The organism is Snodgrassella sp. W8124 (assembly GCF_016100875.1).
Taxonomy (GTDB): Bacteria; Pseudomonadota; Gammaproteobacteria; order Burkholderiales; family Neisseriaceae; genus Snodgrassella; species Snodgrassella alvi.
Genome location: NZ_JACFRP010000001.1, coordinates 1,094,779 through 1,121,598 on the forward strand (window position 1 = coordinate 1,094,779; position 26,820 = coordinate 1,121,598).

General features: G+C 39.6%; 22 protein-coding genes and 1 tRNA gene. 11 read left to right on the forward strand and 12 right to left on the reverse strand.

Features of this window, described 5'->3' with window-relative positions:
• The first annotated feature begins 170 nt into the window (after positions 1 to 170).
• Both H3U73_RS04895 and H3U73_RS04900 read left to right on the forward strand, forming a co-directional pair.
• The gene (locus tag H3U73_RS04895; protein WP_198190140.1) at positions 171 to 434 is read left to right on the forward strand and encodes a hypothetical protein; all 264 of its coding nucleotides are present in this window, start codon (positions 171 to 173) and stop codon (positions 432 to 434) included.
• 350 nt (positions 435 to 784) lie between these two features.
• On the forward strand, positions 785 to 1,519 hold the full coding sequence (locus H3U73_RS04900) for a hypothetical protein (RefSeq protein WP_198190141.1): 735 nt from the start codon (positions 785 to 787) through the stop codon (positions 1,517 to 1,519).
• A gap of 169 nt (positions 1,520 to 1,688) precedes the next feature.
• Here the strand turns inward: H3U73_RS04900 and argH are convergent, their stop codons facing one another.
• Entirely contained in the window at positions 1,689 to 3,071 is a 1,383-nt protein-coding gene (argH, locus tag H3U73_RS04905) for an argininosuccinate lyase (protein ID WP_084552748.1), read from the reverse strand.
• A gap of 123 nt (positions 3,072 to 3,194) precedes the next feature.
• Positions 3,195 to 4,310: a tRNA guanosine(34) transglycosylase Tgt gene (gene tgt, locus H3U73_RS04910; protein WP_084550784.1), complete on the reverse strand. Its 1,116-nt coding sequence runs from the start codon at positions 4,308 to 4,310 to the stop codon at positions 3,195 to 3,197.
• Positions 4,311 to 4,550: 240 nt separating this feature from the next.
• Between tgt and thrS the strand changes: the two genes are divergently transcribed.
• From thrS to H3U73_RS04955, 9 genes are all read left to right on the forward strand, one after another.
• On the forward strand, positions 4,551 to 6,458 hold the full coding sequence (gene thrS, locus H3U73_RS04915) for a threonine--tRNA ligase (RefSeq protein ID WP_078474576.1): 1,908 nt from the start codon (positions 4,551 to 4,553) through the stop codon (positions 6,456 to 6,458).
• Positions 6,459 to 6,480: 22 nt separating this feature from the next.
• On the forward strand, positions 6,481 to 6,999 hold the full coding sequence (infC, locus tag H3U73_RS04920) for a translation initiation factor IF-3 (RefSeq protein WP_110414147.1): 519 nt from the start codon (positions 6,481 to 6,483) through the stop codon (positions 6,997 to 6,999).
• A 287-nt stretch (positions 7,000 to 7,286) separates the two neighbouring features.
• Positions 7,287 to 7,484 carry a 50S ribosomal protein L35 gene (rpmI, locus tag H3U73_RS04925; RefSeq protein WP_025330522.1) on the forward strand — a complete coding sequence of 66 codons (198 nt, stop codon included), beginning with the start codon at positions 7,287 to 7,289 and terminating at the stop codon, positions 7,482 to 7,484.
• 12 nt (positions 7,485 to 7,496) lie between these two features.
• Positions 7,497 to 7,853, forward strand: a complete 357-nt coding sequence (rplT, locus tag H3U73_RS04930; RefSeq protein ID WP_025330521.1) for a 50S ribosomal protein L20 — start codon at positions 7,497 to 7,499, stop codon at positions 7,851 to 7,853.
• Positions 7,854 to 8,130: 277 nt separating this feature from the next.
• Positions 8,131 to 9,120 carry a phenylalanine--tRNA ligase subunit alpha gene (gene pheS / locus H3U73_RS04935; RefSeq protein WP_078474578.1) on the forward strand — a complete coding sequence of 330 codons (990 nt, stop codon included), beginning with the start codon at positions 8,131 to 8,133 and terminating at the stop codon, positions 9,118 to 9,120.
• A 342-nt stretch (positions 9,121 to 9,462) separates the two neighbouring features.
• Entirely contained in the window at positions 9,463 to 11,820 is a 2,358-nt protein-coding gene (gene pheT, locus H3U73_RS04940; protein WP_084550787.1) for a phenylalanine--tRNA ligase subunit beta, read from the forward strand.
• Between the two features lie 102 nt (positions 11,821 to 11,922).
• Positions 11,923 to 12,225 carry an integration host factor subunit alpha gene (locus tag H3U73_RS04945; protein WP_084550790.1) on the forward strand — a complete coding sequence of 101 codons (303 nt, stop codon included), beginning with the start codon at positions 11,923 to 11,925 and terminating at the stop codon, positions 12,223 to 12,225.
• Positions 12,209 to 12,535: a hypothetical protein gene (locus H3U73_RS04950; RefSeq protein WP_078474580.1), complete on the forward strand. Its 327-nt coding sequence runs from the start codon at positions 12,209 to 12,211 to the stop codon at positions 12,533 to 12,535. The genes H3U73_RS04945 and H3U73_RS04950 overlap by 17 nt, the downstream gene beginning before the upstream one ends.
• Before the next feature lie 35 nt (positions 12,536 to 12,570).
• Positions 12,571 to 12,647: transfer RNA gene (locus tag H3U73_RS04955), tRNA-Pro, on the forward strand.
• Positions 12,648 to 12,725: 78 nt separating this feature from the next.
• Here H3U73_RS04955 and tssE read toward each other — a convergent pair.
• The 10 genes from tssE to H3U73_RS05005 form a co-directional block, all read right to left on the reverse strand.
• Positions 12,726 to 13,133, reverse strand: coding sequence for a type VI secretion system baseplate subunit TssE (gene tssE / locus H3U73_RS04960; protein ID WP_084550793.1), 408 nt, complete (start codon positions 13,131 to 13,133; stop codon positions 12,726 to 12,728).
• 112 nt (positions 13,134 to 13,245) lie between these two features.
• The gene (tssJ, locus tag H3U73_RS04965; RefSeq protein WP_078474582.1) at positions 13,246 to 13,986 is read right to left on the reverse strand and encodes a type VI secretion system lipoprotein TssJ; all 741 of its coding nucleotides are present in this window, start codon (positions 13,984 to 13,986) and stop codon (positions 13,246 to 13,248) included.
• Positions 13,987 to 14,949 carry a type VI secretion system baseplate subunit TssG gene (locus H3U73_RS04970; RefSeq protein WP_084585984.1) on the reverse strand — a complete coding sequence of 321 codons (963 nt, stop codon included), beginning with the start codon at positions 14,947 to 14,949 and terminating at the stop codon, positions 13,987 to 13,989.
• Positions 14,946 to 16,706: a type VI secretion system baseplate subunit TssF gene (gene tssF, locus H3U73_RS04975; RefSeq protein ID WP_100153020.1), complete on the reverse strand. Its 1,761-nt coding sequence runs from the start codon at positions 16,704 to 16,706 to the stop codon at positions 14,946 to 14,948. The genes H3U73_RS04970 and tssF overlap by 4 nt, the downstream gene beginning before the upstream one ends.
• Before the next feature lie 9 nt (positions 16,707 to 16,715).
• Positions 16,716 to 18,293, reverse strand: coding sequence for a TssA family type VI secretion system protein (locus H3U73_RS04980; RefSeq protein WP_198190142.1), 1,578 nt, complete (start codon positions 18,291 to 18,293; stop codon positions 16,716 to 16,718).
• The gene (locus H3U73_RS04985; protein ID WP_084550807.1) at positions 18,283 to 21,525 is read right to left on the reverse strand and encodes an ImcF-related family protein; all 3,243 of its coding nucleotides are present in this window, start codon (positions 21,523 to 21,525) and stop codon (positions 18,283 to 18,285) included. The genes H3U73_RS04980 and H3U73_RS04985 overlap by 11 nt, the downstream gene beginning before the upstream one ends.
• Before the next feature lie 21 nt (positions 21,526 to 21,546).
• Positions 21,547 to 22,668: a hypothetical protein gene (locus tag H3U73_RS04990; RefSeq protein ID WP_084550810.1), complete on the reverse strand. Its 1,122-nt coding sequence runs from the start codon at positions 22,666 to 22,668 to the stop codon at positions 21,547 to 21,549.
• Positions 22,655 to 23,293 carry a tetratricopeptide repeat protein gene (locus H3U73_RS04995; protein WP_025330509.1) on the reverse strand — a complete coding sequence of 213 codons (639 nt, stop codon included), beginning with the start codon at positions 23,291 to 23,293 and terminating at the stop codon, positions 22,655 to 22,657. The genes H3U73_RS04990 and H3U73_RS04995 overlap by 14 nt, the downstream gene beginning before the upstream one ends.
• 13 nt (positions 23,294 to 23,306) lie before the next feature.
• Positions 23,307 to 24,080 (reverse strand): DUF4123 domain-containing protein, encoded by a 774-nt coding sequence (locus tag H3U73_RS05000; RefSeq protein ID WP_078474588.1) that lies wholly within the window; start codon positions 24,078 to 24,080, stop codon positions 23,307 to 23,309.
• Between the two features lie 3 nt (positions 24,081 to 24,083).
• Positions 24,084 to 26,513 carry a type VI secretion system Vgr family protein gene (locus tag H3U73_RS05005; protein WP_084585988.1) on the reverse strand — a complete coding sequence of 810 codons (2,430 nt, stop codon included), beginning with the start codon at positions 26,511 to 26,513 and terminating at the stop codon, positions 24,084 to 24,086.
• Between the last annotated feature and the right edge of the window lie 307 nt (positions 26,514 to 26,820).

The window sequence follows — 26,820 nt, forward strand, 5'->3', positions numbered from 1 at the left end:
CATGCAGGTCAATTTTTTGACTAACTTTATCAGTATCAGGTTCTTTTAATCATCTGAAAAAAATGTGATAGTCTGTATTTAATAAAGAGAAACATGAGGAAATCAAACAAGGAAAAAAATAAGAAAAAAGTTATGAACAGTAAAGAATATAATCTTATAAGCGCTGTTATATGAGAGACATAGCAATGATTAACAATAAAATAACTTTACTATATTTTACAGACAAGGAACTGATTAACTATGTATGGCAAAATAGTGAAAAATTTACCAACACCTGTTTAGAAACAGAACTTTGTAAACGCTTGGATAATCGTCTGAATTGGATAAATCCGCTGCTATTACAGCAATATGGCTATGCAGATTGTAGTGCTTTAACAGCAGATCTGGATATGCTTGCCCGACTACGCAATTACTTTTACTCTAAAATTGAATAATAAAATAAACAAAAAAATTTTATGAATACAATCATTGTATCAGCTGCTAAAATTTCTTATGACTTAATCTTAAATCTTTATGAAATAAATCTAACTGATTAAGTGAGTACAAATTTATCTTAAATTAGTTTTCTATTCAAAATAAGATAATATTTTATTAAACACTCCTTATCTATTAAAAATACCTCATAAGGAATCAATACATTTGATATGAACAATGCTATCCATGATATAAGACTAATTACTGTTGATCTTAAATATAATAATAAATTATATAAGCAAAATTTATATAAATAATGATAATATGTTTTATTAATTGTCAGAATTCTTTTTAATTTAAAGGAATTTCTATGTGGCTGAAATTTAAAAAATGTTTTTTAATATTCGCAGTTGTAGAAATAGTTACTTCATGTAGCCATATAATTGAAAACTCACTAGATACAAAATCATCTACTCATGCATCAGATACCATACCTGACAATAAACGGATGATAAATAACAAGGATATTCAACCACCAATTTCACAGGAAACCATATCTGATATCTCTGTATCAGATTTATTAAAAAATTTACCCGATTATACATCTGATAGCTACGCCGCCGATCGAGGTGTCTTCAAAAAAGTAAATATTTATGACAGTTATGCAGCAATTAATCCCAATGCTTTCAAAAAGGTAAATGTTGACAAGTACGGCAAAAGGCTAAAGGCAAAATATCAGCTCAAGCTGAATACAGATAATATTGCAAGTTTGAAACATAATACTACATATCTTGATAACCTGAATATTTCTACGATATTAAAAGAAAGGTTATACAAAGCATATCCTGATAGTAAATATAAACCTGAGTTAGACGCTGCTGTAAAGAATATAGCTGCTTCATTATCTGATAGAAATAATTTTTTTATAAATAACTCAGATCAATTCGAATATCAATTTCTTCCAATGGTAAGCGATTTCTATTTTGATTCAAACGGAAAATTCATTAGTATAAGCTATCGTATTAAGATTCAAATAGAAATCAAAAATATAAACAAACCAATAAAAATAATTGTACCAATAGTATTCAGAGCCAAAAAAATATAATTATCTGAATTAATACTTTAAGCCGGTATGCACTGCATACCGGCTGTTTGATCCTGACAAATTATTCAGAGGAGATAATCTGAATTTAAATCCAATAATATAAATCAGACAAAAATATCTGACCCGTTTTTTAATATCCTCATAACCAGCTAAGCTGGTTTAACAAACGCTAAACCGCCTGCAAATACTGACGCCAGCGAGCAACCTGTGCGCGTACCTGAACCGGCGCAGTACCGCCAATATGATTACGGGCAAGAAGACTGCCCTCAGGAGAAAGTACCTGATAAACGTCTTCTTCTATCAAGCCGGAGAAAGACTGTAATATATCCAGCGGTAACTCACTTAATTCCCGTTGCTGCTCTTCTGCCAGTCGGACAGCACGTGCAACGACCTCATGACTATCGCGAAAAGGTAAACCTTTTTTAACCAGATAATCAGCCAGGTCTGTTGCTGTTGCAAAACCTTGCAAAACTGCCGCACGCATATTTGCAGGTTTAACGCTAACACCTCGCATCATCTCTGCGTAAATACGCAAAGTATCTGTCAAAGTATCAACTGTATCAAAAAGCGGCTCCTTATCTTCCTGATTATCTTTGTTGTATGCCAGTGGCTGTGATTTCATTAAAGTAATCAGCCCCATCAGATGTCCTACAACTCTTGCGCTTTTTCCACGTACAAGCTCAGGTACATCAGGATTCTTTTTCTGCGGCATGATACTGGAACCAGTACAGAACCGGTCGGCAATGTCAATAAAGCCAAAACGCGGACTCATCCAGTAAATTAATTCTTCACTCAGACGGGAAAGATGTACCATCAGAATGGATGCTGCAGCAGTAAACTCAATGGCAAAATCGCGATCAGACACTGCATCCAGAGAATTCTGGCAAATTTCTTCAAAACCAAGTAATTGAGCAGTTATCTCGCGTTGAATAGGAAATGTCGTTCCGGCCAGAGCAGCCGCACCCAATGGCATACGGTTTACACGATGACGACAGTCCAGCATCCGTTCACTATCACGCCCCAGCATTTCCACATATGCCAGCATATGGTGGCCGAAGCTTACAGGCTGAGCTACCTGCATATGAGTAAAGCCCGGCATCACCACCTCTGCATTTTTATCGGCCAGATCAACCAAAGCAGATTGTAAATCTTTAATTAACAGAACAATACTGTCTATTTCATCACGCAGCCACAAACGAATATCTGTAGCAACCTGGTCATTACGACTACGTCCAGTATGTAAACGTTTACCGGCATCCCCTACTTTCTGAGTCAGTAAATGTTCTACATTCATATGAACATCTTCCAGATCTACTGACCAGTCAATTTTACCGGCAGCAATTTCTGCCAGGATTTCCTGCATACCGGTTTTAATTGCTGCAAGATCTTCTGCACTAAGCACGCCAGACTGATGCAGCATCTGTGCATGCGCCAGAGAACCCTGAATATCACATTGTGCCAAACGTTTATCAAAAGTTATTGATGCTGTGTACTGTTTAACCAGTTCACTTACCGGTTCATGAAAACGGCCTGACCAGGCTTTTTCACTCATACTTGCTCTCCACTATAACTCAACAATATTCAAAAAATTTACTAACTGCAGATTATAACCACTAGCCTGACATCATTTGCCTCTATCATATAAAGACAATAGTCGCTACCGTGCTTTTTCTGATCACAATACACCCCGGGCACGCTCAGCATGAAAGCGTGTTTGAAAATCTTCGAATTTACCAGCTTCAATAGCCAGACGCATTTCTGCAGTCAGTATCTGATAATAGCGCAAATTATGTATCGTATTTAACTGTGCACCCAAAATCTCACCCACACGCTGTAAATGATGCAGATAAGCCCTGCTGAAATTGCGACATGTGTAACAGTCACAGCTTTCGTCCAGCGGACGCTGGTCATGCCGGTATATGGCATTTCGGATTTTTACATCACCAAAACGGGTAAACAGCCAGCCATTACGCGCATTGCGGGTAGGCATAACACAATCAAACATATCAATGCCGCATGCCACACCGTATACCAAATCTTCAGGTGTACCTACTCCCATCAGATAATGTGGTTTATGTGCCGGAAGTTTAGGTCCGATAGCACGCAAAATACGGTACATTTCAGGTTTTGGCTCACCCACAGACAGCCCGCCTACAGATAATCCGGGAAAACCGATTTCCTCCAGTCCGGCCAGTGATTGTTCGCGCAGATCCTCGTACATTCCACCCTGAACAATACCGAATAAAGCATTCGGATTATTCAGGCGTTCAAACTCATTTTTACTGCGTTCAGCCCAGCGCAAACTCATTTGCAGGGATTTTTCGGCTTCTCTGACATCTACATTTCCGTCAGGACACTCATCCAGCTGCATGACAATATCTGAATTGAGTACCGTCTGAATCTGCATAGAAATTTCAGGAGACAAAAACAGCTTGTCGCCATTAATGGGACTGCGGAAAGTACAGCCTTCTTCTGTTAACTTACGCATTTGTGCCAGTGAAAATACTTGAAAACCACCGGAGTCTGTCAGTATTGGCCGGTTCCAGCCAATAAAATCATGTAACCCGCCAAAATCACGGATAACATCGAGTCCGGGTCTGAGCCACAGATGAAAAGTATTGCCCAGAATAATCTGTGCCTTGATTTCTTCCAGATTACGCGGCGACATAGCCTTAACTGAACCGTATGTTCCTACCGGCATAAATACTGGTGTTTCCACCGTACCATGATTCAACTCCAGAGTACCACGACGCGCAAAGCCATCCGTGCGCTTTAAAGAAAATTTCAGCATATTAAATAATTCAGAGGCAAAAATTATGACAGAATATATTATTATAGCCTAAAGCACCACATTTCGCCGACCAAGCATTGCCAAGCAAAATCCAAATCGCTAAAATAAATTATTTGACAGAAGCAAAAGTGCATTTAAGTAACTTTGGCTTCTATTTACCCTTATAAATATAATCAAAAGCAGCCATTTGATTTTCTCACTTGTATCAAGCGAGTCTGGTCTGTTGTTTGTGGAGTATGCATGCTGAACATCACCCTGCCTGACGGTTCTGTCCGTCAGTTTGAAGCGCCATTAAGCATAGCTGACATTGCCGCTTCCATAGGTGCAGGCTTAGCCAAAGCCGCAATTGCCGGTAAAATTAACGGTAAACTGGTAGATACATGTGATCAGGTAACAGAAGATGCACAAGTCAGCATTATTACAGCCAAAGATAAAGAAGGTGTCGAAATCATTCGTCACTCCTGTGCACATCTGGTTGGTCATGCTGTAAAACAATTGTATCCGGAAGCCAAAATGGTTATCGGGCCGGTAATTGAAGACGGCTTTTATTATGACATCTGGTACGAGCGCCCATTTACACCTGAAGATATTGCTGCAATTGAAACTCGCATGAAAGAATTGATTGCACAAAATTATGATGTAATTAAAAAAGTTACCCCTCGCGAAGAGGTAATTAATGTATTTAAGCAGCGTCATGAAGATTATAAGCTGCGCCTGATTGAAGATATGCCCGATGAAAAAGCTATGGGTCTGTATTACCATCAGGAATATGTAGACATGTGTCGCGGACCTCATGTCCCTAATACTCGCTTCCTCAAGAATTTCAAACTGACCAAGCTTTCAGGTGCCTACTGGCGCGGCGATGCTAAAAATGAACAGCTGCAACGTATTTACGGCACAGCCTGGGCCAGTAAAGAAGATCTGAATGCTTACATCCAGCGTATTGAGGAAGCAGAGAAACGCGATCACCGCAAACTGGCAAAACAAATGGATTTATTCCATTTGCAGGATGAAGCACCGGGTATGGTATTCTGGCATCCCAAAGGCTGGTCACTGTGGCAGGTTATTGAACAGCATATGCGTCGCGAGCTGTCTGCTGCCGGCTATCAGGAAATCAAAACACCCATGATTATGGATCGCACATTATGGGAAAAATCCGGTCACTGGGATAACTACAAAGAAAACATGTTTATTACTGAATCAGAAAAACGTGTTTATGCTGTAAAACCCATGAACTGCCCTGGTCACATCCAGATTTTTAATCAGGGGCTGCGCTCATATCGTGATTTACCGCTGCGTCTCGCTGAATTTGGTTCTTGCCATCGTAATGAACCATCTGGTGCCCTGCATGGCCTGATGCGCGTACGCGGCTTTACTCAGGATGATGCGCATATATTCTGTACCGAAGATCAGATTGTCAGTGAAGCAAAAGCATTCAATGAGCTGGTAATGCGTATTTACCGTCAGTTCGAATTCAATGATGTAGCGGTTAAATTATCCTTGCGTCCGGAAAAGCGCGCTGGCTCTGACGCCATCTGGGACAAAGCTGAACAAGGACTGCGTGATGCACTGACAGCCTGTGGTGTAACCTGGGAAGAACTGCCCGGAGAAGGCGCTTTCTACGGACCTAAAGTAGAGTACCATATTAAGGATGCATTAGGTCGCTCATGGCAATGCGGTACCATTCAGCTGGATTTCGTTCTTCCGGAACGTCTGGGTGCAGAATATGTAACAGAAGAAAACGGACGAGCCCGTCCGGTAATGCTGCATCGCGCCATTCTGGGTTCACTGGAACGCTTTATCGGCATCCTGATTGAACATCATGCAGGTGCATTTCCACTGTGGCTGGCACCTGTACAAATGGTAATCATGAATATTACTGAATCACAAACCGAATATTGTCAGCAACTTGCCACGCGATTAACCGCAGAAGGATTCCGCGTGCATTTAGACTTGCGTAATGAGAAAATTGGATACAAAATCCGAGATAACAGTACGCAACGCCTACCCTATCAACTAGTTATAGGCGAGAAAGAAAAACAGGACAACAAGGTTGCCGTTCGCAAACGCGGCGGTGAAGATCTTGGTCAGATGGATATTGAAACATTCATTAGCCAGCTGAAACAAGAAGCCTTGTCTCTTCATTAAACCGTGAATAAGGAGTACGACCATCGCTCAAGAACGCGAAGCACGCATCAACGGTGAAATCACCATTAAAGAAGTGCGTTTGATTGGTCCAACTGGCGAACAGTTGGGTGTAGTATCGACTCAGCAAGCCCTGAAACTGGCCGAAGAGCACGATGTGGATCTGGTGGAAATTGCCCCCACAGCCAAACCGCCCGTCTGCAAATTAATGGATTTCGGTAAATTCAAATACGAGCAATCCAAAAAACGCGACGAGCAACGCAAAAAGCAGAAACAGGTACAGGTTAAGGAAATTAAATTCCGGCCTGGTACCGATGAAGGTGACTATCAGATTAAATTGCGTAACATTGTTCGCTTTTTGACTGACGGTGATAAAGTAAAAGTTACCTTACGTTTCCGCGGACGCGAAATGGCACATCAGCATCTGGGCGCAGAACTACTCAAGCGTATTCAGGCTGATTTAATCGAAATTGGTACCGTTGAGCAGTTTCCAAAAATGGAAGGTCGCCAGATGGTAATGATTATTGCAACGAAGAAAAAATAATCATTAACCGGAATTTCAGCCTGTCTTAAAAAAGTCTCATTTTATCTCAGTAAAATGAGACTTTTCATTTTATTAAAAACACAAATAATAACTTAACAAATTCGGGTGTGCCTGGCTATAAGTTATTATCGCTATATTGTCTTAGCAGTACAGGTATATTATAATCCGCTTCTTGTGCATCGCCGCTGTGCATGAATCAAATTTTAAGCGGCAAAAACCGTGGTGTGCGGGTTAAAGTGCTGAATTCAGCCACCCCTCGCCTGATCAAACAACAATGGAGTTTTCCCATGCCGAAAATGAAATCCAAATCAAGCGCGAAAAAACGCTTTAAAGTATTGGGTAACGGTGGTGTAAAACGCGCTCATGCGTTCAAACGTCACATTCTGACGAAAAAAACCACCAAAAACAAACGTCAATTGCGTGGCACCTCTATGGTGAATGAACGCGATATGGCTTCTGTTCATAAAATGTTACCCTACGCTTAAGGAGTTTAAATTATGCCTCGCGTAAAACGTGGTGTTACCGCTCGTGCACGTCATAAAAAAGTTTTAGCGTTAGCCAAAGGCTATCGTGGTCGTCGTAAAAACGTCTATCGCATTGCCAAACAGGCAGTAATGAAAGCCGGTCAGTATGCTTATCGTGACCGTCGTCAGCGTAAACGTCAGTTCCGTCAGTTGTGGATCGTTCGTATTAATGCAGCAGCCCGTCAGAATGGTTTGTCTTACAGCAAATTCATGAATGGCCTGAAAAAAGCTGCCATTGTTATTGACCGCAAAGTACTGGCTGATCTGGCTGTATTCGATCAGGCTGCATTTGCTCAATTGGCAGCACAGGCAAAAGCTGCTTTGGCCTAACAGACAAAAAGCTTAGCAAAAAGGAAACTTCGGTTTCCTTTTTTTGTATTTCTGCTTTAGTAAAAAAATTTCCATCATTGTTCCATCAATATTTAGCATTGTTGAACAGATGAATTTCGCGCTAAAATAATCTTTTAGTACATATTTTATTATAAATTGTTATATAGCTCATTTAAGATCTGATATACGGTAATCGATAAAATACAGCTGCCATATTCAGCAAAACTAAAGAGCATCAAAACATATTTTCATTATATTTTAAGTAAAGAATCTTGTTATGGAAAATGCCAACCGCATCGTTGCCGAAGGCATCGCTGCTGTTAATTCAGCCATTGATTTACCTGCATTAGAATTAGTAAAAGCCCGCTATCTCGGTAAAACAGGTGAACTGAATGCTTTATTAAAAACATTGGGTAAAATGTCGCCAGAAGAACGCAAAACAACTGGCGCACATATCAATGAGTGTAAAAACCAATTTCAGGATGCATACAACCGACAACGTGATGCATTAAATGAGGCAAAACTTCAGCAGCAACTGGCGGCAGAAGCGCTGGATGTCACCCTGCCCGGACGCGGACAAAATCTCGGGGGTTTGCATCCGGTTACCCTTACTTTGCAGCGTATAGTAGAACTGTTTCATAGCATGGGTTTTACTGTAGCAGACGGACCGGAAATAGAAGATGATTTTCATAACTTTCAGGCTTTAAATATTCCGCCAAATCATCCGGCTCGTGCTATGCAGGACACTTTTTATGTAGAAAATGGTAACGTACTGCGCACCCATACATCTCCTATCCAGATTCGTTACATGCTGGATAAAAAAGAGCCTCCGATTCGCATTATTGCTCCCGGACGTGTATACCGCGTCGATTCAGATGCAACACATTCTCCCATGTTCCATCAGGCTGAAGGATTATGGATAGAAGAAGGCGTTACTATGGCCGATCTGAAAGCAGTCTTTACAGACTTTATTCGCCGTTTCTTTGAGCGCGATGATTTACAGGTACGTTTTCGCCCTTCCTTCTTCCCGTTTACAGAACCTTCAGCAGAAATTGACATCATGGGTGAACGCGGCTGGCTGGAGGTAGGCGGCTGCGGCATGGTACACCCCAATGTATTAAAAAATGTCAATATAGATGCAGAAAAATATACAGGTTTTGCCTTTGGCATCGGTCTGGATCGCTTTGCCATGCTTCGCTATGGCATTAATGATTTACGCCTGTTTTTTGATAATGACCTGAATTTTCTTAAACAATTTCAGGATTAAGATTACTGATCATGTAACTGACAGGTAATACTGAGCGGACTAAATCCCGTAAATATAGCGATTAAATAGTTAGATTTTACATTCAGCCAGTTATCAATTACTGATTGTACAGAATACCGGACACCGCATTAAAAATGAATTTCTCAGATTTAACCTACCGGAAACTGCCAGAAAATTATTTAGTCCAATTAAGTAACCTGAACTAATTTCATTAATCAAAGATATCAATTCCAAAAGTAAAAAAAAGCGTCTGTAAGGCTTTATAATCGTGTCACTGAGCATGCCTGAATCAGCCTCCGAACTTTTGGATTAAACCGAAACAGAATATATACTGGAAGCATCATGCAATTTTCTCAAAATTGGTTATATTCATGGATTAACCCTGAATTATCTGCACAAGAGCTGGCACATTTATTAACCATGGCCGGACTGGAAGTAGAAGAAACCACCCTGGCTGCCCCTCCATTTCATGGGGTGGTCATCGCCGAAGTTAAATCTGTAATCAAACATCCGGATGCAGACCGTCTCAATATTACACAGGTTGATGCCGGTACAGGAGAACTGATACAAATCGTTTGCGGTGCTCCTAATGTACAACCGGGAATCAAAGTACCCTGTGCATTAGCCGGAGCCGTCTTACCGGGTGATTTCAAGATCAAACCAACAAAAATGCGCGGACAAGTCTCTAACGGAATGCTGTGTTCTGCCAAAGAATTAGGTTTACAAGATGAAGTAAACGGCTTACTGATTCTGCCTGCCGATGCACCAGTCAGCAATAATATCCGCGATTATCTCAATCTGGATGATGCTCTGCAAACCTTAAAAATCACACCTAACAGAGCAGACTGCCTGAGTATAAAAGGCATAGCACGTGAGGTGGGCGCTTTAACCCAGAAACCACAAAATCCAATAGAGATTGTTACTAATCCATCAACACTGGATGCCAGCCAGCCTGTCACCATCGAAGCACCGGAAGACTGTGGCCGTTTTATCAGCCGGATAATTCGCGGAATTAATATTAATGCTGTAACGCCTGCATGGTTAAAACAGCGGCTCGAACGCAGTGGTCTGCGTAGCATTAATCCTCTGGTTGATATAGGTAACTATGTCATGCTTGAGCTGGGCCAGCCAATGCATATGTTTGACGAAGATAAAATCTCCGGCAAACTGATCGTGCGGCGTGCCCATGAAGGTGAAACACTGGAATGTCTCAATGATAAAACCGTAACTCTAAGCAGTAACACACTGGTAGTAGCTGATGAAAAACAGGTTCTGAGTATTGCCGGATTAATGGGTGGTGTTGACAGCTCAGTAACAGACAGTACGCGTAATGTTGTGATTGAAAGCGCATGGTTTACCCCGGATATCATTGCCGGAAAAGCACGGCAGTATGGATTCGGTTCAGATTCATCATTCCGTTTTGAACGCGGAGTAGACTTTAATTTACAACAACAAGCCATTGAACGGGCAACTACGCTGATAAAGGAAATCTGTGGCGGTGAAATTGGTGCAATTACAGAAGCAACCGGTAATCTGCCTGCAGTTAAACAGGTAAAAGTACGTACAGCAAGAGTAGCAAAAGTATTAGGCGTTGCCATTGATTCAGCCAGAATTGCCATTATCCTGCAGCATTTAGGACTGGAGCCACAAGCTTGTGAAGATGGCTTTATTGTTACCTCACCCAGCTTCCGTTTTGATATTGAAATCGAAGCCGACTTGATAGAAGAAATTGGCCGCGTGTATGGTTATGAAAATATTCCCAATGATCATACCAATGGCAAATTGAATATGGTAGCTTTGCCGGAAACACAAAAGCCACTGTTTAGTGTTTACCATCAACTGGCTAATAGCGGCTATCAGGAAGTAGTCAGCTACGCATTTGTAGAAGAAGCATGGGAACGCGATCTGGCCGGTAATACTGATCCGATTCGTTTACTAAATCCGATAGCCAGTCAGCTCAGCGTTATGCGCTCTACTCTGTTTGGCGGCCTGATTGAAATATTACACAATAATCTGAACCGTAAACAAAACAGAGTACGATTATTTGAAGTAGCACGTGTATTTCATAAACAAAACCAGCAATATACACAAACCACAAAAATTGCCGGTCTGGCTTATGGTTCTGTCTTTCCTGAGCAATGGGCAGTACCCACTCGCAACACCGATTTCTATGATGTCAAAAACGATGTTGCAGGCCTGTTAAGTGCGCATAAAGTAAATTATCGCGCGGCACAGCATCCTGCACTCCATCCAGGCAGAACCGCTGAAATTATCATTGATAATAAAGTAGTTGGTGTTATTGGTGAATTGCATCCGCGCTGGACACAAAAATACGACCTGCCCTTGTCGCCTATTTTATTTGAGCTTGATTTAAGTGCTGTTCTGGCACAAGCCAGGATTACTTATCAGCCAGTATCTAAATTCCAACCGGTACGGCGTGATCTGGCCTTTATCATCTCCGAACAAACTACTGCTGAAGAGCTGATCAATGTGTTGTCTACTGTGAAACATCCAGCCATTCAGGAAATATCTGTTTTTGATGTTTATCGCGGTAAAGGTATGGCGGAAAATACGAAAAGTCTGGCGGTCAAAATTATTTTACAAAGTACAGAACAAACCTTAACTGATGAAGAAGTTGAAGAAATAATGACAAAACTCATTGATACAGCAGCCACAATTGGTGCACAATTACGTACTTAAAAAATTCAAACTGGGCAATTTGCCTAGTTAAAAATTTACATACTTGAAAACAAAAACTAATTTAGGGATAATAATGCCCTCTTTAATGAAAGAAATTCTGATATGACGCTGACAAAAGCTGAACTTGCTGATATTCTAGTTGAAAAAGTTGCCGGCATGAGCAAACATGATGCCAAAGAAATTGTTGAACTATTCTTTGAAGAAATTCGCTGTACTCTTGAAAAGGGCGAACAAATTAAAATTTCCGGCTTTGGTAATTTCCAGTTGCGTGATAAACCGCAACGTCCGGGACGTAATCCAAAAACTGGGGAAGAAGTACCTATTTCTGCCAGACGCGTTGTTACTTTCCACGCATCACAAAAATTAAAAGGTATGGTTGATCACTATAATGGAAAACAAGCCTAAGCAGTTGTTACCCATACCAGCACAGCGGTATTTTACTCTCGAAGAGCTATGCCGCCTTGCAGACATCAGTGCCGAGCAATTCTCTGTCTGGCAACAGACACATGGCATTATTGTAGGCTATGGCGGTAAGCACTATACCCGTGCTGATGTGATTAAAGTCAGACAATTGCGCGACAGCTTTACACCATATATAGACCCATTTACACGTAATCAGGTAGATGCTGATGGTAATCCCGTCATTAATGCACTGGAAACCCGTCAGCAAATTGAAAAAGTAGTAGATAACCTGAATAGTGTACTTGCTAAGTAATACGATTACTTTTATAATCGCTTCCTTTACAAAGTCGGAGTGTGGCGCAGTCTGGTAGCGCACTTGCATGGGGTGCAAGGGGTCGAAGGTTCGAATCCTTTCACTCCGACCAAAATAAATAAAAATACAGCCAGTCGGCTGTATTTTTATTTTAACAATTTCACATATCGTTCGATACTGAATAAATTTATTATCGAAATACTCTAACCGCCTCATCACCATCAAATGTAGTAGAAAACCGGATATAACCAACCTCTTTTAATTGACATAATAATTCATAGGCAATAATAAAATCCGAAGATTTATTTTCAACCATCTGAATTTGCAAAGCCTGTACACGCGGTTCATATTTTAATAAAGTTAAAGTGATATATTTCTGCAATACAGACAGGCTGGAGGGTAAATGACGATAAATAATGCTTAAATCAGGTAACCCGTAATCAGGTATATGTTTCACACTTCCTCGACGCGTATTTAATATGCGCTCGATATTATTCATAACACTATAAATATAGCGTTCTTTAGGATCCAGACTATCAAACGGAACATCTCCAGAAAAATTTAAAGTAATTTTTTCCAATAAAGACGCATCAATCATAATAAATTTATTTACGCTTTCATAATATGAAATAATTATTTAGGTTTATTTAATAAAAAACCATCAGAATATTTTACTATTAGTACATCAATTATTTATGACATACTACACACTACTTCTTGACATCAGGTAATATTTTTTGCACCTTCTTCCCTATATTTTCCTGAGCTTTTTGTTTACCCTGCTGTTGCAATTTATCCAGCTGTTCCTGCATAGCCTGCTGAGCTTTTTTGGCCAACTCCTCCTGTTTTTTCTTTTCTTTTGATGCTTTTTTCTCCGCTTTCTCTGTTTTTTTCTGTGCTTTCTCTGCTTTTTTTTGCTGCTTAAGTAAATCCTTAACCTGTTTTTTAGATTTTAACTGAGCCTGAGCACCGTCCACCAAAATATAATTATTTCTAAATAATTTTAAATTATCTATAGGAATTAGTATTTTCCATGTTTTATTATCAGACTCTGGTTTATTAAAGAAAAACACTAATCCAAGATATTGTGTTTTACTATCTATATCTCCTTTTATATTCTGTGTATCAAAAGGATAAATCATACGTATATCTTTTTTTACCAGTTCGTCAGCAAGAGCATTGTCTGAATTAGTAAGTAAATCATAATAACTTGCCTGATTAAATAGATTATCACTATTTAACTGAAAGATTGCCATTCTGAAAGTATTTTGCTGTGAATTATCGGTCTGATTTAAAAGATGCGCAGAAACCACCCTGAAATCATAATGATAATGTTTTAACTCAACTGCATCTTTACCTACCTTGCGTGCATCCTCATAGCCTTGTTGCAATAATCCACAACCAGATAATCCTGCTAGTAAAATTAATACAGCCAAGAAACGAAAATTCATCTATAACACTCCAAGAAAAATCGAAAATAGCATACCGGTTTCTGGCTGACCAGCAGTAACACCAGCTCTGAGTTGCTGGGGATTACTACCATTTAATTGTGCCTGTGGTAATAAGTCGGCATTGATTTTCGCTACCAGCTCTACATCCAGAGTACATCCCACATATTTCCTGATTAAGGTCTTCAAAACCGTTCTCAAAGGCTGGTCTTCATAAAGTAAATTTAATATTGCATAATCATTAAGTTGTACAGATACTCTTATTCGGCTGTTGGCATCGTACAAAAAGCGGCCCAGCACTGCTGTATCAAAAGCTATTCCCTCACCTATGGATCGTTGCGGTACAGGATATCTAACAGCAATAAACTCATCTATAACTACTTCACTGGCGGCAGGAAGTACATAATGAACAATTTCTTTTAAACCAAAAATATTTTTATTTTTTTTATTTAAATTTTTTATAACACCAAGGTAATAACGCGGGTCAATATCTAATTTGCTCTTACCGTGAATTAATGTCAGAAATGCCCGAGAAAGACTATCTGAAGCATCAGGTTGAAACTGAAATTCATAATGAAAACGTTTCCATATCTGATAAAATATAGTCATCATACGGTGATGGAACATATCCAGAAAAGCTACTAGATTTTCCATACCATCTTTTTTTTCAGCACCTTCTGCTATCAACCAGTTTGGCATGACACCGTCAGTACCGATTAATCCCATGAAAGTAGTAAAGACTACTGGTAGCTTGTAATCATATACAGATTCAGGCAAAGCATGCTTTAATTCACTGGCAGGAAAACCAAGATAAGGCCATGCACAAAATTGCAGCGTCAGTTCACTATCACTCTGCAAATCAGGTACGCGTAAGTTAACCTGATGCGACTCCAGTAAATGACAAAACTGAAAAAAATTATAGGCTTCTGGCGCCAGCATTAATCGATTGAATAAACTGGCATTCATAAAATTTTTTCATCCACGCTTACTGGCCAGCTAAAAATCATTGCTTCTGGCTGCAATATGACATTTACCTTTATAGCCAGATTTAATTGTGCATAAGCTATTAAATAACAGTTCAGTACATAAGCAAATAAAGCAGCATCTGCTTCATTGATAAATCCGGTACTATCCAGTTCGATATCAATTACTAGGCATCTAATCATCATACCATGATGCATAATATGTTGAATTTCAGTTTGAACAGAGCTAATAGCTGCTATATTTTTTTCATTTGCTGCTGCTGTTGACCAGTTCAATAAGCGCAAGCTATTTTTCAGGGTGCCGGTATCTAAGGTAGCCAGATAATTATTACTCATCTCAAACAATAACTGCCATTGCTGATTTTTATAATCAGGCGGATAATGTAAAGCAGTAGGTATCATTACCATCTGAGCATTTTTTACGCCTAGCACAGGTGAATGCAGGCTTAGTATTTTATTATATTTAGTTATCTGACGAGGCAGATTACCATTAGCACCAAGAATACTGATAGAAAAAATCTCTTCTTCTCCGGATTGCATTTCACCACTAAAAGTAATGAAATTATCATATTTATTACCGATTCCCTGACGTGTACGGATATAATAATAAGGTCTGTCCTTTTCAAGAATACTTAGCTGACGTTTGCCGTGCTTAAACTCATTAAAGGGCAAATAATACTTTCTGTTACCACTTATCTGACTAAATGACTCCACTTCGGTAACCCCACACACAGTTACCTGATCTGGAACTGAAAACATAGGTGATAGCCTATACTCAGTATGCAAAGGAGAACGCACAACCGGTTCTGCCTCCAAATCAAACAGATTAATTACAGGTACACAAAACAATTTTAAATAATTGCGGTTAAATACCAGCTCCAGAGGAAAATCGCGATTTAAATGAAAATTTATCAATAATTCATGTTTATCATTATTGAAATCTTTTCCACTCAGATTATTTAATTGAAAAAAAAGAAACTTTTCTTTAAAGAGAAAATATTCCATCAATAAATTATGTTCATTTGCCTGATAGTTCTGCAACCATGTAACTGAATCATAATTAAAATTTGTTCGATGCAGTTTTATTTTATCGCTGATAATGTTTAAATTTTCATCAACAGTAATATGTGACAAATAATTTATTAAGTAATGATAAATACTCAGTCTGGTTTCTATTTCACCAACAAGATGAAATTTGAGGGAAAAATTATCCGGTAAGCGAATATTCTGACCCGCGTCTGTTTGACGTAGCTGCAAACGTAACTGAATAACTGATTGCCCGAGATCATTGTGAACAAGACGGAAATCATTTATTTCAACAGGATAAATATCAACTGATTGAGTTGTCCGGTACTCACACGATATACCTGTATCAGAATCAACAGCAGTCTGCAATATTAAACCTGCGGGAATATGCTGATCATTCGTATAAATCTCTTCATTTAACATTAATTGCACTATCGACATGGAGGCAATAGGCTGAAGATGATGTGGCCACAGCAATGCTAATGAGCTTTCAGTTAACTCAGGCATATCATCATCAATTTTTTGATACAATTTTGCAGTTAAAAAAGCAAATCCTTCAAATAGCCGCTCAACCATCGGATCCCGCTCAAGAGAATCCTGCATTTTTAAATACTGTGCTGCATCAGGATGAACCTCTGCAAAATCCTGTCCAGCCTCTTTCAGATAACGCATTTCCGCTTCATAATAACGCAGAATATTGTCTTTTTTTTCCATATTTTTCACTTACCTATACAATAATTGATGCGCCAGAAACGGATTGAGTAATACCAGCTCTTTTTTCAGCTCTTCAACTTGCCCAGCTATAAACTCTTTATTACTCCCCTTTACAGTAATAAATTTCTGCTGTAAAAGTTTTAATAACTCTTGTTTAATTTGGAATGTTAATTTTTTATTCCATTCAAATAAAGGTTGCTGTGAAAAAGGCTGATTAAGCTTTTCCAGCAAAGATATTGCAAATTCTGATTTGCCACTTTTAATAGCTAATCGGGCAAGTAAAAATTGTTTGTAATATAACTGCTCAAGCCCTTCATCAAATTGCACAGTAGACAGCCATTCCATAGTTTTATCAAAACCCTGCTCTGCCAGAATTACAAATGCCTGTGCGTCAATATCTTCGGTTGATGTAAGCTTATTATCGGAAGACAATTGCATTTCTTCTACATTTTGTTGCTGAAAACGTGCATGAACGGCAATCCAGTCTAAAGCCTCGCCGGAAGCAAAAGGATGATTATCATTAAATGATAATGTTTCGAGTCCGGGTACACGGTTAAGCAGAAAAGCCATATCACTGCACAGCATATCAGCCCATACATTTGCTTCAGGTGCCAAATGCTGCATTGCATTCCAGCTCAGATATTGCAAATCAAAATAAAAATGATTGGAAGCCTCCATAAAACCAGCATGGCATTGTTCTAATAATCCGCTCCACTCCTTACGCTGATACAATGTCTGTAAGCGGTTTATCAGTTCCTGTCTCGGAGGAGGAATTTTTGTCAGTCCGTCCTGATGCAAAGGTAACTGTTCAAGCATATCCCACCGGAACTGACGCAACAATCTGTATGATGCATAGGGTTTCTGCCCTTTATCGGCAATGAACTGCCCTACAGTTTTCATTGTCTGCATCAAATCCTGAAAAGAACGTAAAATTACTTCATCATTATCAGTACTATTACTCTGGTTTGAATTATTATCAGTAGTTACAGAATCAGCTTGATTAATAGCTGCCTGAGTTTCACCAACAGGCACAGGTAATAAGCTGAGCAAGCCATTGAGCTCATCTACTGTCGCTTCAAATTGTGCAGAAAAATTTTCCTGAATCAGCTCACATAATATGGTAATTACCTGATATTCGTTTGATGATAATGTACTTTGGCACAATAAAAATGCATCTTCCATTTTTGTGCCACCCAGCCAGCGAAGCATCGTTTTAATAAGGGTGATACGTTGGGGCTGAAAAATAGGCGTATATATTGCCTGCATTCCATATATTAATAATAAACCTTTAATCAGTCCCTGAAAGGCTTCACGACGAAACAATACATAAGTCAGATATACCGCTACGCGAATATCCTTACCTACGTTCTGGCAAAGATAATTGGCCGCGTCTTCAATTTTACCCAGCTGAATATCACTGACCTTTTCCAATTCCTGTCGGATATCCAGAAAAGAATCGTGATGTGTAACATCTTCCATCTCACCTTCCACAGGAACAAGAAGATATTCAATACTATCCCATAAAGGTTTTATATCTTCATAGATTTTCCGCTTCTGGAGAACTTTCAGTGCTGCACTAATTTGCATCTTGATCCACCTTGAAAACCTGTTGCGGCAAACTCGCCCCTTTTAACTTCAATAATGTAATCAGGTCGTTAGTTTGTAAATTCTTTAAATTCATTTCTACAACCCTATTTTTTATTGTCCACTTAAGATGATAAGTATCATCATCATTTTTGCGTGCCTGAGCCTTTTCAAGTAAACGCAAAATACTCAAATCACCAACTACTTCAAGCTGAGCAGTCTTATCTGTCACATCAGACCACTGAATTGAAGCCTTTTTATCGGTACTATCACTAACAGACCAATTCACTTTATGCCAGAAAGATTTTTCATTATAAAATTGAATTTTCTGTTTATTAAAATTAAATGTAATCTGTTTAACTTCGGGAGTTGGCAATGGCATTATTTCAAAAGAAGCGGTATTTGAGCCATCTGAAACAAATTCTAGTAACTGATTTAATTCATTTAAACCAGTTACAAACTGATCATCAATCTGAACCTGATCCATTACAGCAGGGTTAACAATCCACTGATTACCAACAAGATTCAAAATTTTATTTAAATATTGCTGATTAAACTGTGCAACAACACCCTTTTGCGGATCAATAAATTTCTGTAATTCAGGCAAAGAGACATCGAGATTGCTGGAAGGATTCAGTGGATAACGATTAGCAAAACGAGAATTCCATTGCGAAACCACCATCTGCTGCCACAATGCATTAATATTGTTTAAAGCCGGAAGCAAAATTGCTTTTTTAGCATCAGCAAAAGGATAAGTAAGTAAAGTGTGCCCGATATCCTGCCATTCCTCTCCCAGATTAGCTACTTGTAAGTTGATAGATTCTTCAGCTTTAGCCAGATTAGAACCATCATCACTATTCAAAATAGTATTGAAAGAAAGTTGTGAAGCAGAGGCCTGATTATTAGCTCCCTGAACTTTCTGTACTTCAAGATACATAGCCAGCAGATTTTCCTGATACTGATCCAGTTTACGGCTGGGTTGCTTATTCCTATCTTCAACTGTTTTAATCAAATCTACAATTGGTTCAAATTCCTGTAAAACTCCTTTGCCTTTTTCAGTCCGGTCTTCCGGATATCCGATACTGGCATTAAACTGAATGGCTGTTAGTAACTTAACAAGTACTGAATTCTTTTTATCTGAATATTTTTTCAAACGATCCATCTGTTTATTCAGACCAGTAACCGGTACCCACTGTATACCAGATAAAAATTTTGTCCATGCTTCAAAATAATCCTGCTTGTACAATGCCATTATCTGTTTACGGATATCCGTATTTTCGTTGCTTTGTTCAGACTCATTCAGCACCCATGAACCATTTTTAAAATGCTCAGGATTAAGTTTATCAATTTCCGGTTTAAACCATTCGTTCCATGCACGTGCAGTAAATGCACCATGCAATTTATTCTTATTTGTCCAGAATTGAGTGCTATCTTTGCCAGCCAGCTGCACTAAATCAATATCCCTATATTTTTCTAATGCAGAATCCAGCATATTCTGATAAATAACAACATCTTCCTGCTGCTGATTAACAATATTATTCAATACTCCCCGACTTTCTGCCACCAAAGCAGAATCTTCATTCAGAAACCAGCTTCGATGTTTCATCATATTCCGGGTATAAAATCTGAATATATTCTGAGCAGCATCGGCTTTTTGTAAGCCTTGTGTCCGATATAGGCGTGATAAATAATCACTTAGAAAAATATTATCCAGACGTTTAGGTCGACGTAACATTAAATATGCTTTCAGAGCATTAAAACCTTCGTCCAAAGCAACTGCATTACTGGTTTGTTCTGCAATTTTCTCTGTTTCCGCCGCATTTGTTTCAATTACGTTAGGTAAAGTCTGAAGCTGCTGTAAAGAACTCAGAACCAGAATAATCTGTTGATCAGCGGGTTTTATCAGCCATTTTTTTGCAGCCTTACCATAAGTTACAAATGCTTTATTCAGCAAAATATCATCATGATTGAATCCAAGACGACGGTAAAATGGTTTCGGAACATTATTTATCAATGCAATATGATGTTGTAAACTGAGTATAGAATTAATCGCATTGTTGCTGCCCGAAGATTTATTCACGCTGGTGATTTGGTTTCGGAATGACTGTGCCTGCCTGTAATTACTGGTAAAAGCATACAGAATCATTAAAAAGGTTACAGTACAGATTACCAGACCGGCTTTGGCCAGTCGCTGGGTAGCGGGCTGCAAAATCAATTTAGCAGGTTGCTGATTTAACTGCTCTGCCACCATCGCCCATGTTTCCCACCAGTTACTCTGTTTAGCCTGTATAGCCATACCAGTAAACCAGGGTTGCTGCTGTTCAGAATAATTTTCAGCCGGATTTAATTTAGTAATAGCAATGGAATCAATCAGAGACAAAAACTGTCTGTCCCGGCTTTTTAAAAAAGCCTGAATAAATAAATCCTCAGCTTTAATTTTGATATCTGAAACAATATTTTCTGTTGGCAATGACCAGGTAAAAACCTGATTAAGAGGAAATTTATTTAAATCAATCTCACTTTGAAATACATGGATAAACGGAATTTTCCAGTTTAACAGCTGATAAAATTTTTCCAGCCACACTGAAGTAGTATCGTGAGTAACCGGAGTTTTGTTACTTTTCATATCACGCAATATTATTAATCCATCAAAAGGACAATGATATTTGCCGCGAAAAGCCGGTATGGATTCAATTTCATCCACATCATTAATCAATACCAGATAAACATTGTCAACCTGTACCCACCCTGTACGCTGTAGCTGCTCACTCACGTCGCTGAAAGCATCCGGTTCACCATGTACTGCAAGAATATAACAGCGATTTAAAATAGATAAAGGATATTTCTGATCCAAATAATTCTGAAAAGCCACCAAATTCTGCTGTGCAGGACTTTCACGTGTATATTTCGAACGCTCAATAAAGCGGATTGTCCGTTCCTGCCCGTCAATAACCACAAAAATACGCCAGAATAATGGCAGTATAATGCAGAGAAATAAACCGGCCAGTGCCAGTATTATCAAATGAAATTTATGATTTTGCAGCCATTTTTTATCATAATACCAATATAAAAATGCAGTTAATCCGCAGATAAGTATCAACCAGAGGAAACTGCATAATAACCATAATTTGAGAATTTTAGGGCGCTGGGTAATTTTCTGATTCACCTGCGCTAATTTGGATAATTGGCTATTTACACGTGAACTGAATTGTCTTAACGGGTTCCACCTTAACATAAACGCGCCTGTAATTGAATTTTACTTAACCTGGGAAGCAGGTATTATCTTTTCTTTATGATTAAATAGTACTACATAGGAATGTTTATGCGCCTGATAAACTGCCAGCAGCAATTGCATCCAGTCACTCGTATACTGTAATTTTTGAAAAAAATCCGGTTTATCTATACTATACGGCAAGATTTCATAATCTTTTGCAGTTAAATCTTCAGTCAATTCTTTTATTTCCGGCTGAGTTACTTCTTGTGCATGGCTTTCAATCTGGAAACCAGAAACTTTTTCAGTCATGGCTGTAAAAAAATAATCCTGATCCATACGCCACATTTGTGTATCAAAAGCTCGCTGTATTTTTGCTATTTTTCCTTTTCGGGCAAAAATCATTGCCAGATACAATTCAAACTCAGGCTGACACTCAAACCCGAGTAATAGAATTTTTTGATAAAGTTCTTCCTGAAAACGGTCAATAATCCAGTTTAAATCCTCAAACTTAACATAATAATCCGGTACCGCCGGACAATATCCGCCTTCAGCAATAACAAGCTCCCTAAATACCAGCCAGCTTTCTCTGTCTGCTGCCCATAGCCATAAATACTGTGTATATTGTTCAGTAAAATATTCTTTTGAAGATAATATCTGAACCAGTTGTGATAAAACAATATGCAAACGGTCAGAATAAACAGAAGAATTGCTCTGAACCGGTATTTCCATACTCATTGATTCAAATACAGATTTCTGCCGCTCTTCTGGAGACAGTCCTAGATATGTATAAAAATCGGAAGCATGATTTAACTGGCCGCAGTGCAATATTACCTCTTCCAGTACCATATATTCCGACCAGTACTTTTGATTATTCAAAATTTTTTCATTATAAACAAACTGATTATTACGCTGGTAAATTAACCATAACTGATACCAGATACAGCGCACCAGCAGAAGTAAAGTTACTATTACAACTGCCGGCATTACAGATATCATCCACTTTTGCCAGTGTACTGTGATTTCCAGTCCGAAATGGGTAATAATTGAATCTGCATATTTTTTATTAATACCTATTGCCAAAGCATATAAGGCCAGCCACGCAAGCCAGCGAACTGGTCTTGGCGGCAGCCATGTAGTCTGACGTTGTATACTATTCGTAATCATGCCAGCCTAAATAATCTAACATAATATCCATAGGCGGTTTTTTACTCTTTACCTGATGCAGGGCTTTAAAAACCACTTTACCCTGCTCAATTTCCGCTTTGGTCATTTTGGTTTCAACTACAGCAAGATTATGCGGTGCTTCTCTGTCTTTAAGAATCGCAGCACTGGCAAACAAAGCCCATGCAACAGAAATATTTTTGGGTAGAATTTCGCCATTAAGGGCCATCACCCCCAGATTGTTCATGGATTTGCCGTCACCTCTGTTCAGACCATTAAAATAATAGCCCATCGCCTTACCCCAATCCTTTTTTACACCTAATCCGCGCTCATACAATACGGCGAGATTACCATTGGCTTTTACATTGCCTTTTTTTACAGCCTGTTCATAATATTTTGCTGCGGTAGCATAATCCTGCGGTACACCCAAACCCATTTCATACAGCGTACCCAAACTGTTATATGCCCGTGCATCATCATTTTCATTAATGGCTTTCTGAAATAAAACTAAGGCTTTATCATATTGCCGGTTTTGAGCAGCAGCAGCGGCATCATCATATGTACCCGCCCAGGCCATTTGTATCAAAGCAAAGCATAAACAAAATGCTGTCAATATACGTCGTAACATCTTTCAGCCTTTCCTATATAATTTTCTGCAAATTATTCCTAAAAAACTGAACACGTTCTTCCTGGCTTAAAATCAATCTGGTATCAGCTTCCGCAGCAAGGACATATAGCTGGTTAATTAACATCCTTTCACCGCCATACTCATCTGCATCCAAAGCAATACCATAATTACGCCGGTAATTATATGCATCAGCCCATAACAACAAAGTATCATACTGTTTTTCAGTAAAAACAAAACCATTTACATCAAATTCATTCTGATCACACTGCGGATAATCGGCCTGATAAATTACCCACTCTCCGGAATCATCAACAAAAAACCAGCGCAACATATATTGATGCAGCCAGTTTTTTTGTGAATTTGTTAACACCATGTTAACCGGATCAAACATATCTGGTGCATAAAATCGAAGTAATCCCTCTTTTTTACCCCATTTCACTTGCATGGCACGGCGAAGATGAACTTCTAAGGTACCAAAAGGATAGTTGCTGTTGAAAGCCAGCAAGCGATTATTCATATGAGTAATTTCACATATTTTTTCCAGTATTTCCCGATGGTTTTCATTCCTGATATCAAGTGCCAGCAACAGCGGCCCTTCTTCCTTGATATGAGATTCGGGTGTTTGCTCAAATAGCAGAGAATACTGCAATGCCGGCTGCCAGTTTTCTATGGCAGCCAGAAGAGGATAGTCACAAGTACATAAATCGATAATCAGAAAAAGAGTTTTCTCATCAGTCTCATTAGTAAAATTGATAAATTGTGCCAGCACGTCACGATAAGTATTCATTGATTATCTCTCTACAATGCCAACACCTTGCGCACGTGCCTTGCGCAAGCACTCAAGACAAACTGAACCAGGTAATTCCGGTAACGGGAAATTACCGCCCTGTGGCCCCTGAAACTGATGATTACCTTTATATTCAATCGGACCGGGGCTATACAGGCTGATTTTTCCACCTTTAATTTCTATATAAGCACCACCGCTGGCCAGCTTGATACCGCTTTTTGCATTAACCAGTACCTCATCACCCACAGACTGAACAGAGATTTTTTTCGCCGCAGTAATTTCCACTGCGCTACCATGTGAAGCCAGACGCGCAGTTTTCTTGCCGGCTACCAGATTTAAATCTTCTGTCTGAGCCAGTACCTGTACAGATTTGACAGCAGTTTGTGTAATGTTTTCGCCGGCACCGGTAAATACATCTTTACCCGCCTGCTGATGAATATCCTGACCAACACTGTTAAGAATAGATTTTGGTGAAACCTGCGCCATTCCGGCGACTGCACTGGTTAAAATAACCGGTTTTTCCAGATAAGCACAGTTTTCACCTAAATCAGATAATGTCTCTAGTCTGGGTTTGATTGAAGTATGCTTGGCTGTCACGTCGGCAAGATGACTGGCCTGACTGAGTGCACCTTCAATTTCTTTGATTGCTACCGTACGATCCATTTGCATGCCGTTGGCGGCAGCCTGATTTTCAGTAGTCAGATATAATGCTCGTGCAGAACGCAAAGCTCCCCAGCCATCAGTTCGCAGCTCAAAACCTTCTCCACGCTTATCCCGTCCGCTGTCTACCAGATGCCCCAGATTAAGCTGGGTTTTATGGTACTCAGTAGCCATTTTGATATGTTCATGACCGCTGAGGTCTTCCATGCGGATTTTATTATTTGCCCAGGTACGAATTACATTACGGGTACGCCATGTATTCGGAACATGATCCGGCTGAGTGCTGGTATGTAAAACGCCAATAATATACGGCCGGTCGGGATCACCGTTCTGAAAAGCCAGCTGTACTTCTGTACCTACATGCAGCGGAAAATGCTGCCCGTACTGCCCGCCCGCATAAGGCTTAGCCAGACGAATGGGTCTGCTTTCACCACCCGGCTGCCAGCCATCCATATCCAGATTAAACTTAACGATATAACGGCCCATCTCGTCAACCCATGCATACGGCCCCTGGCCGGCATCACAGATGGTTCCCGGTATTGTTCCGTCTATAATCGGGTGTTTAATCGGCTCCGGACGCCACTGGCTGTCTGAGGGTATAGCGGAGAATGAATTAATGTAATCTTCATCGCGCGCACCAGAATGATGAACACTGACCAGCAGCCACTGACGAATATTGCCTACTCTGGCATCAGAGGAAAATCCCATGGTAAAACCGGGAGCAAAGCTCTGAACATTACTTTTACCAGTGGCCAGAATATGGCGGGATACAGAATGCTCATGCAGAATTCGGGCATATTCCTGCGCCTGCCCGCTATCTTTATGATGAAAAAATCCGTAGATATAGGGCTGACCAAATGCAGCAGGCTGCTGCTCATTAAAACCGGCTTTGCCTAGCAGACTGTTATTGGCATCTCGGTAGTTATAATCCTTAATCTGTACACTTTCATACTGAGCTTTATAGCTTACATGAAATTCGGAAACAGAATATTTTGCTGTCAGCCCCTGCATTAACTGCTGTTTCAGATTATCCCTGATACCTTGTGCCGTAGCATTCACATCAAATGAAAGCTGTGCTTCCAGTTTGCTCTCCAGCCCGTCCAGATCACTTTCTAAACCAGCATCCGGTTTGAATGGTAACGCCTGCTGCCGCAGCTGGATATAATGGCTTACATCATCAGATACGGAAATTACCTCATTGGAAGCCGTTTGTGTAAAGGTAAACCATAATCCTTCACGAGCCAGTACACGCTTAATAAATGCATAATCGGTTTCCCGATACTGCATGCGATGTTCATAGCGCGGTAACGAACGGGATGATTTAAGCAGAAAATCTTCACTGGCAAAACCATGATGACGCAGAATTTTCTCAACAATACTCAGTGCCGTCTCATTCTGAAACAGCCTTGTGGTAGTAATACGGTTCAGTAAAGCCAGGCGGGGCACAATAGTAAATCGATAGCAGGTTTCATCAGCACTGGTTGCTATCTGTTCCGCACTCTGAATAACACCATGCCAGCGCCGGTTGTCAGAATCATCAAGCTGCTGCCGGGATACCTGCATCACTCCGCTCCAGTCAATATCCGGAGCCATCTCAAACATTACACGCTGATGAATAAAATTTTCCAGAGGTAAGTCAGCAGCCATATGCGTTGCTTCAAGCTGTAACACGTAATAATCATCCAGCTTTTCTTCCAGATTGAATCTTCGCACCGAAAACTGGTCAAAATTAGCCAGATTTGCGTTCAGTTTCAGATAATAACGCTGTTGCATTTAATCACCCTTTATTAAACCTTTATACATGACTGACAGTTCTGCTTCCGTATCAGCCGATATAGTGCTGATACGGAAAAATATTCCCGCATACAGGTTGCTGGCTACAAAATTTAAAAAATCAATACAATTGAAAATATATATTTACTCAATTTATATACAGTCCAGTCTGCCGTATACTGCCAACTATATTCCCGCATAAAATTTAAAAGCAAAACAAAAATATAATATCAGATCCAATCTACACTTGTTCACAGATTCGGTTAGTTTTCACAGCAGCCAGCCAAATCCGATTTGAATCTGAAAT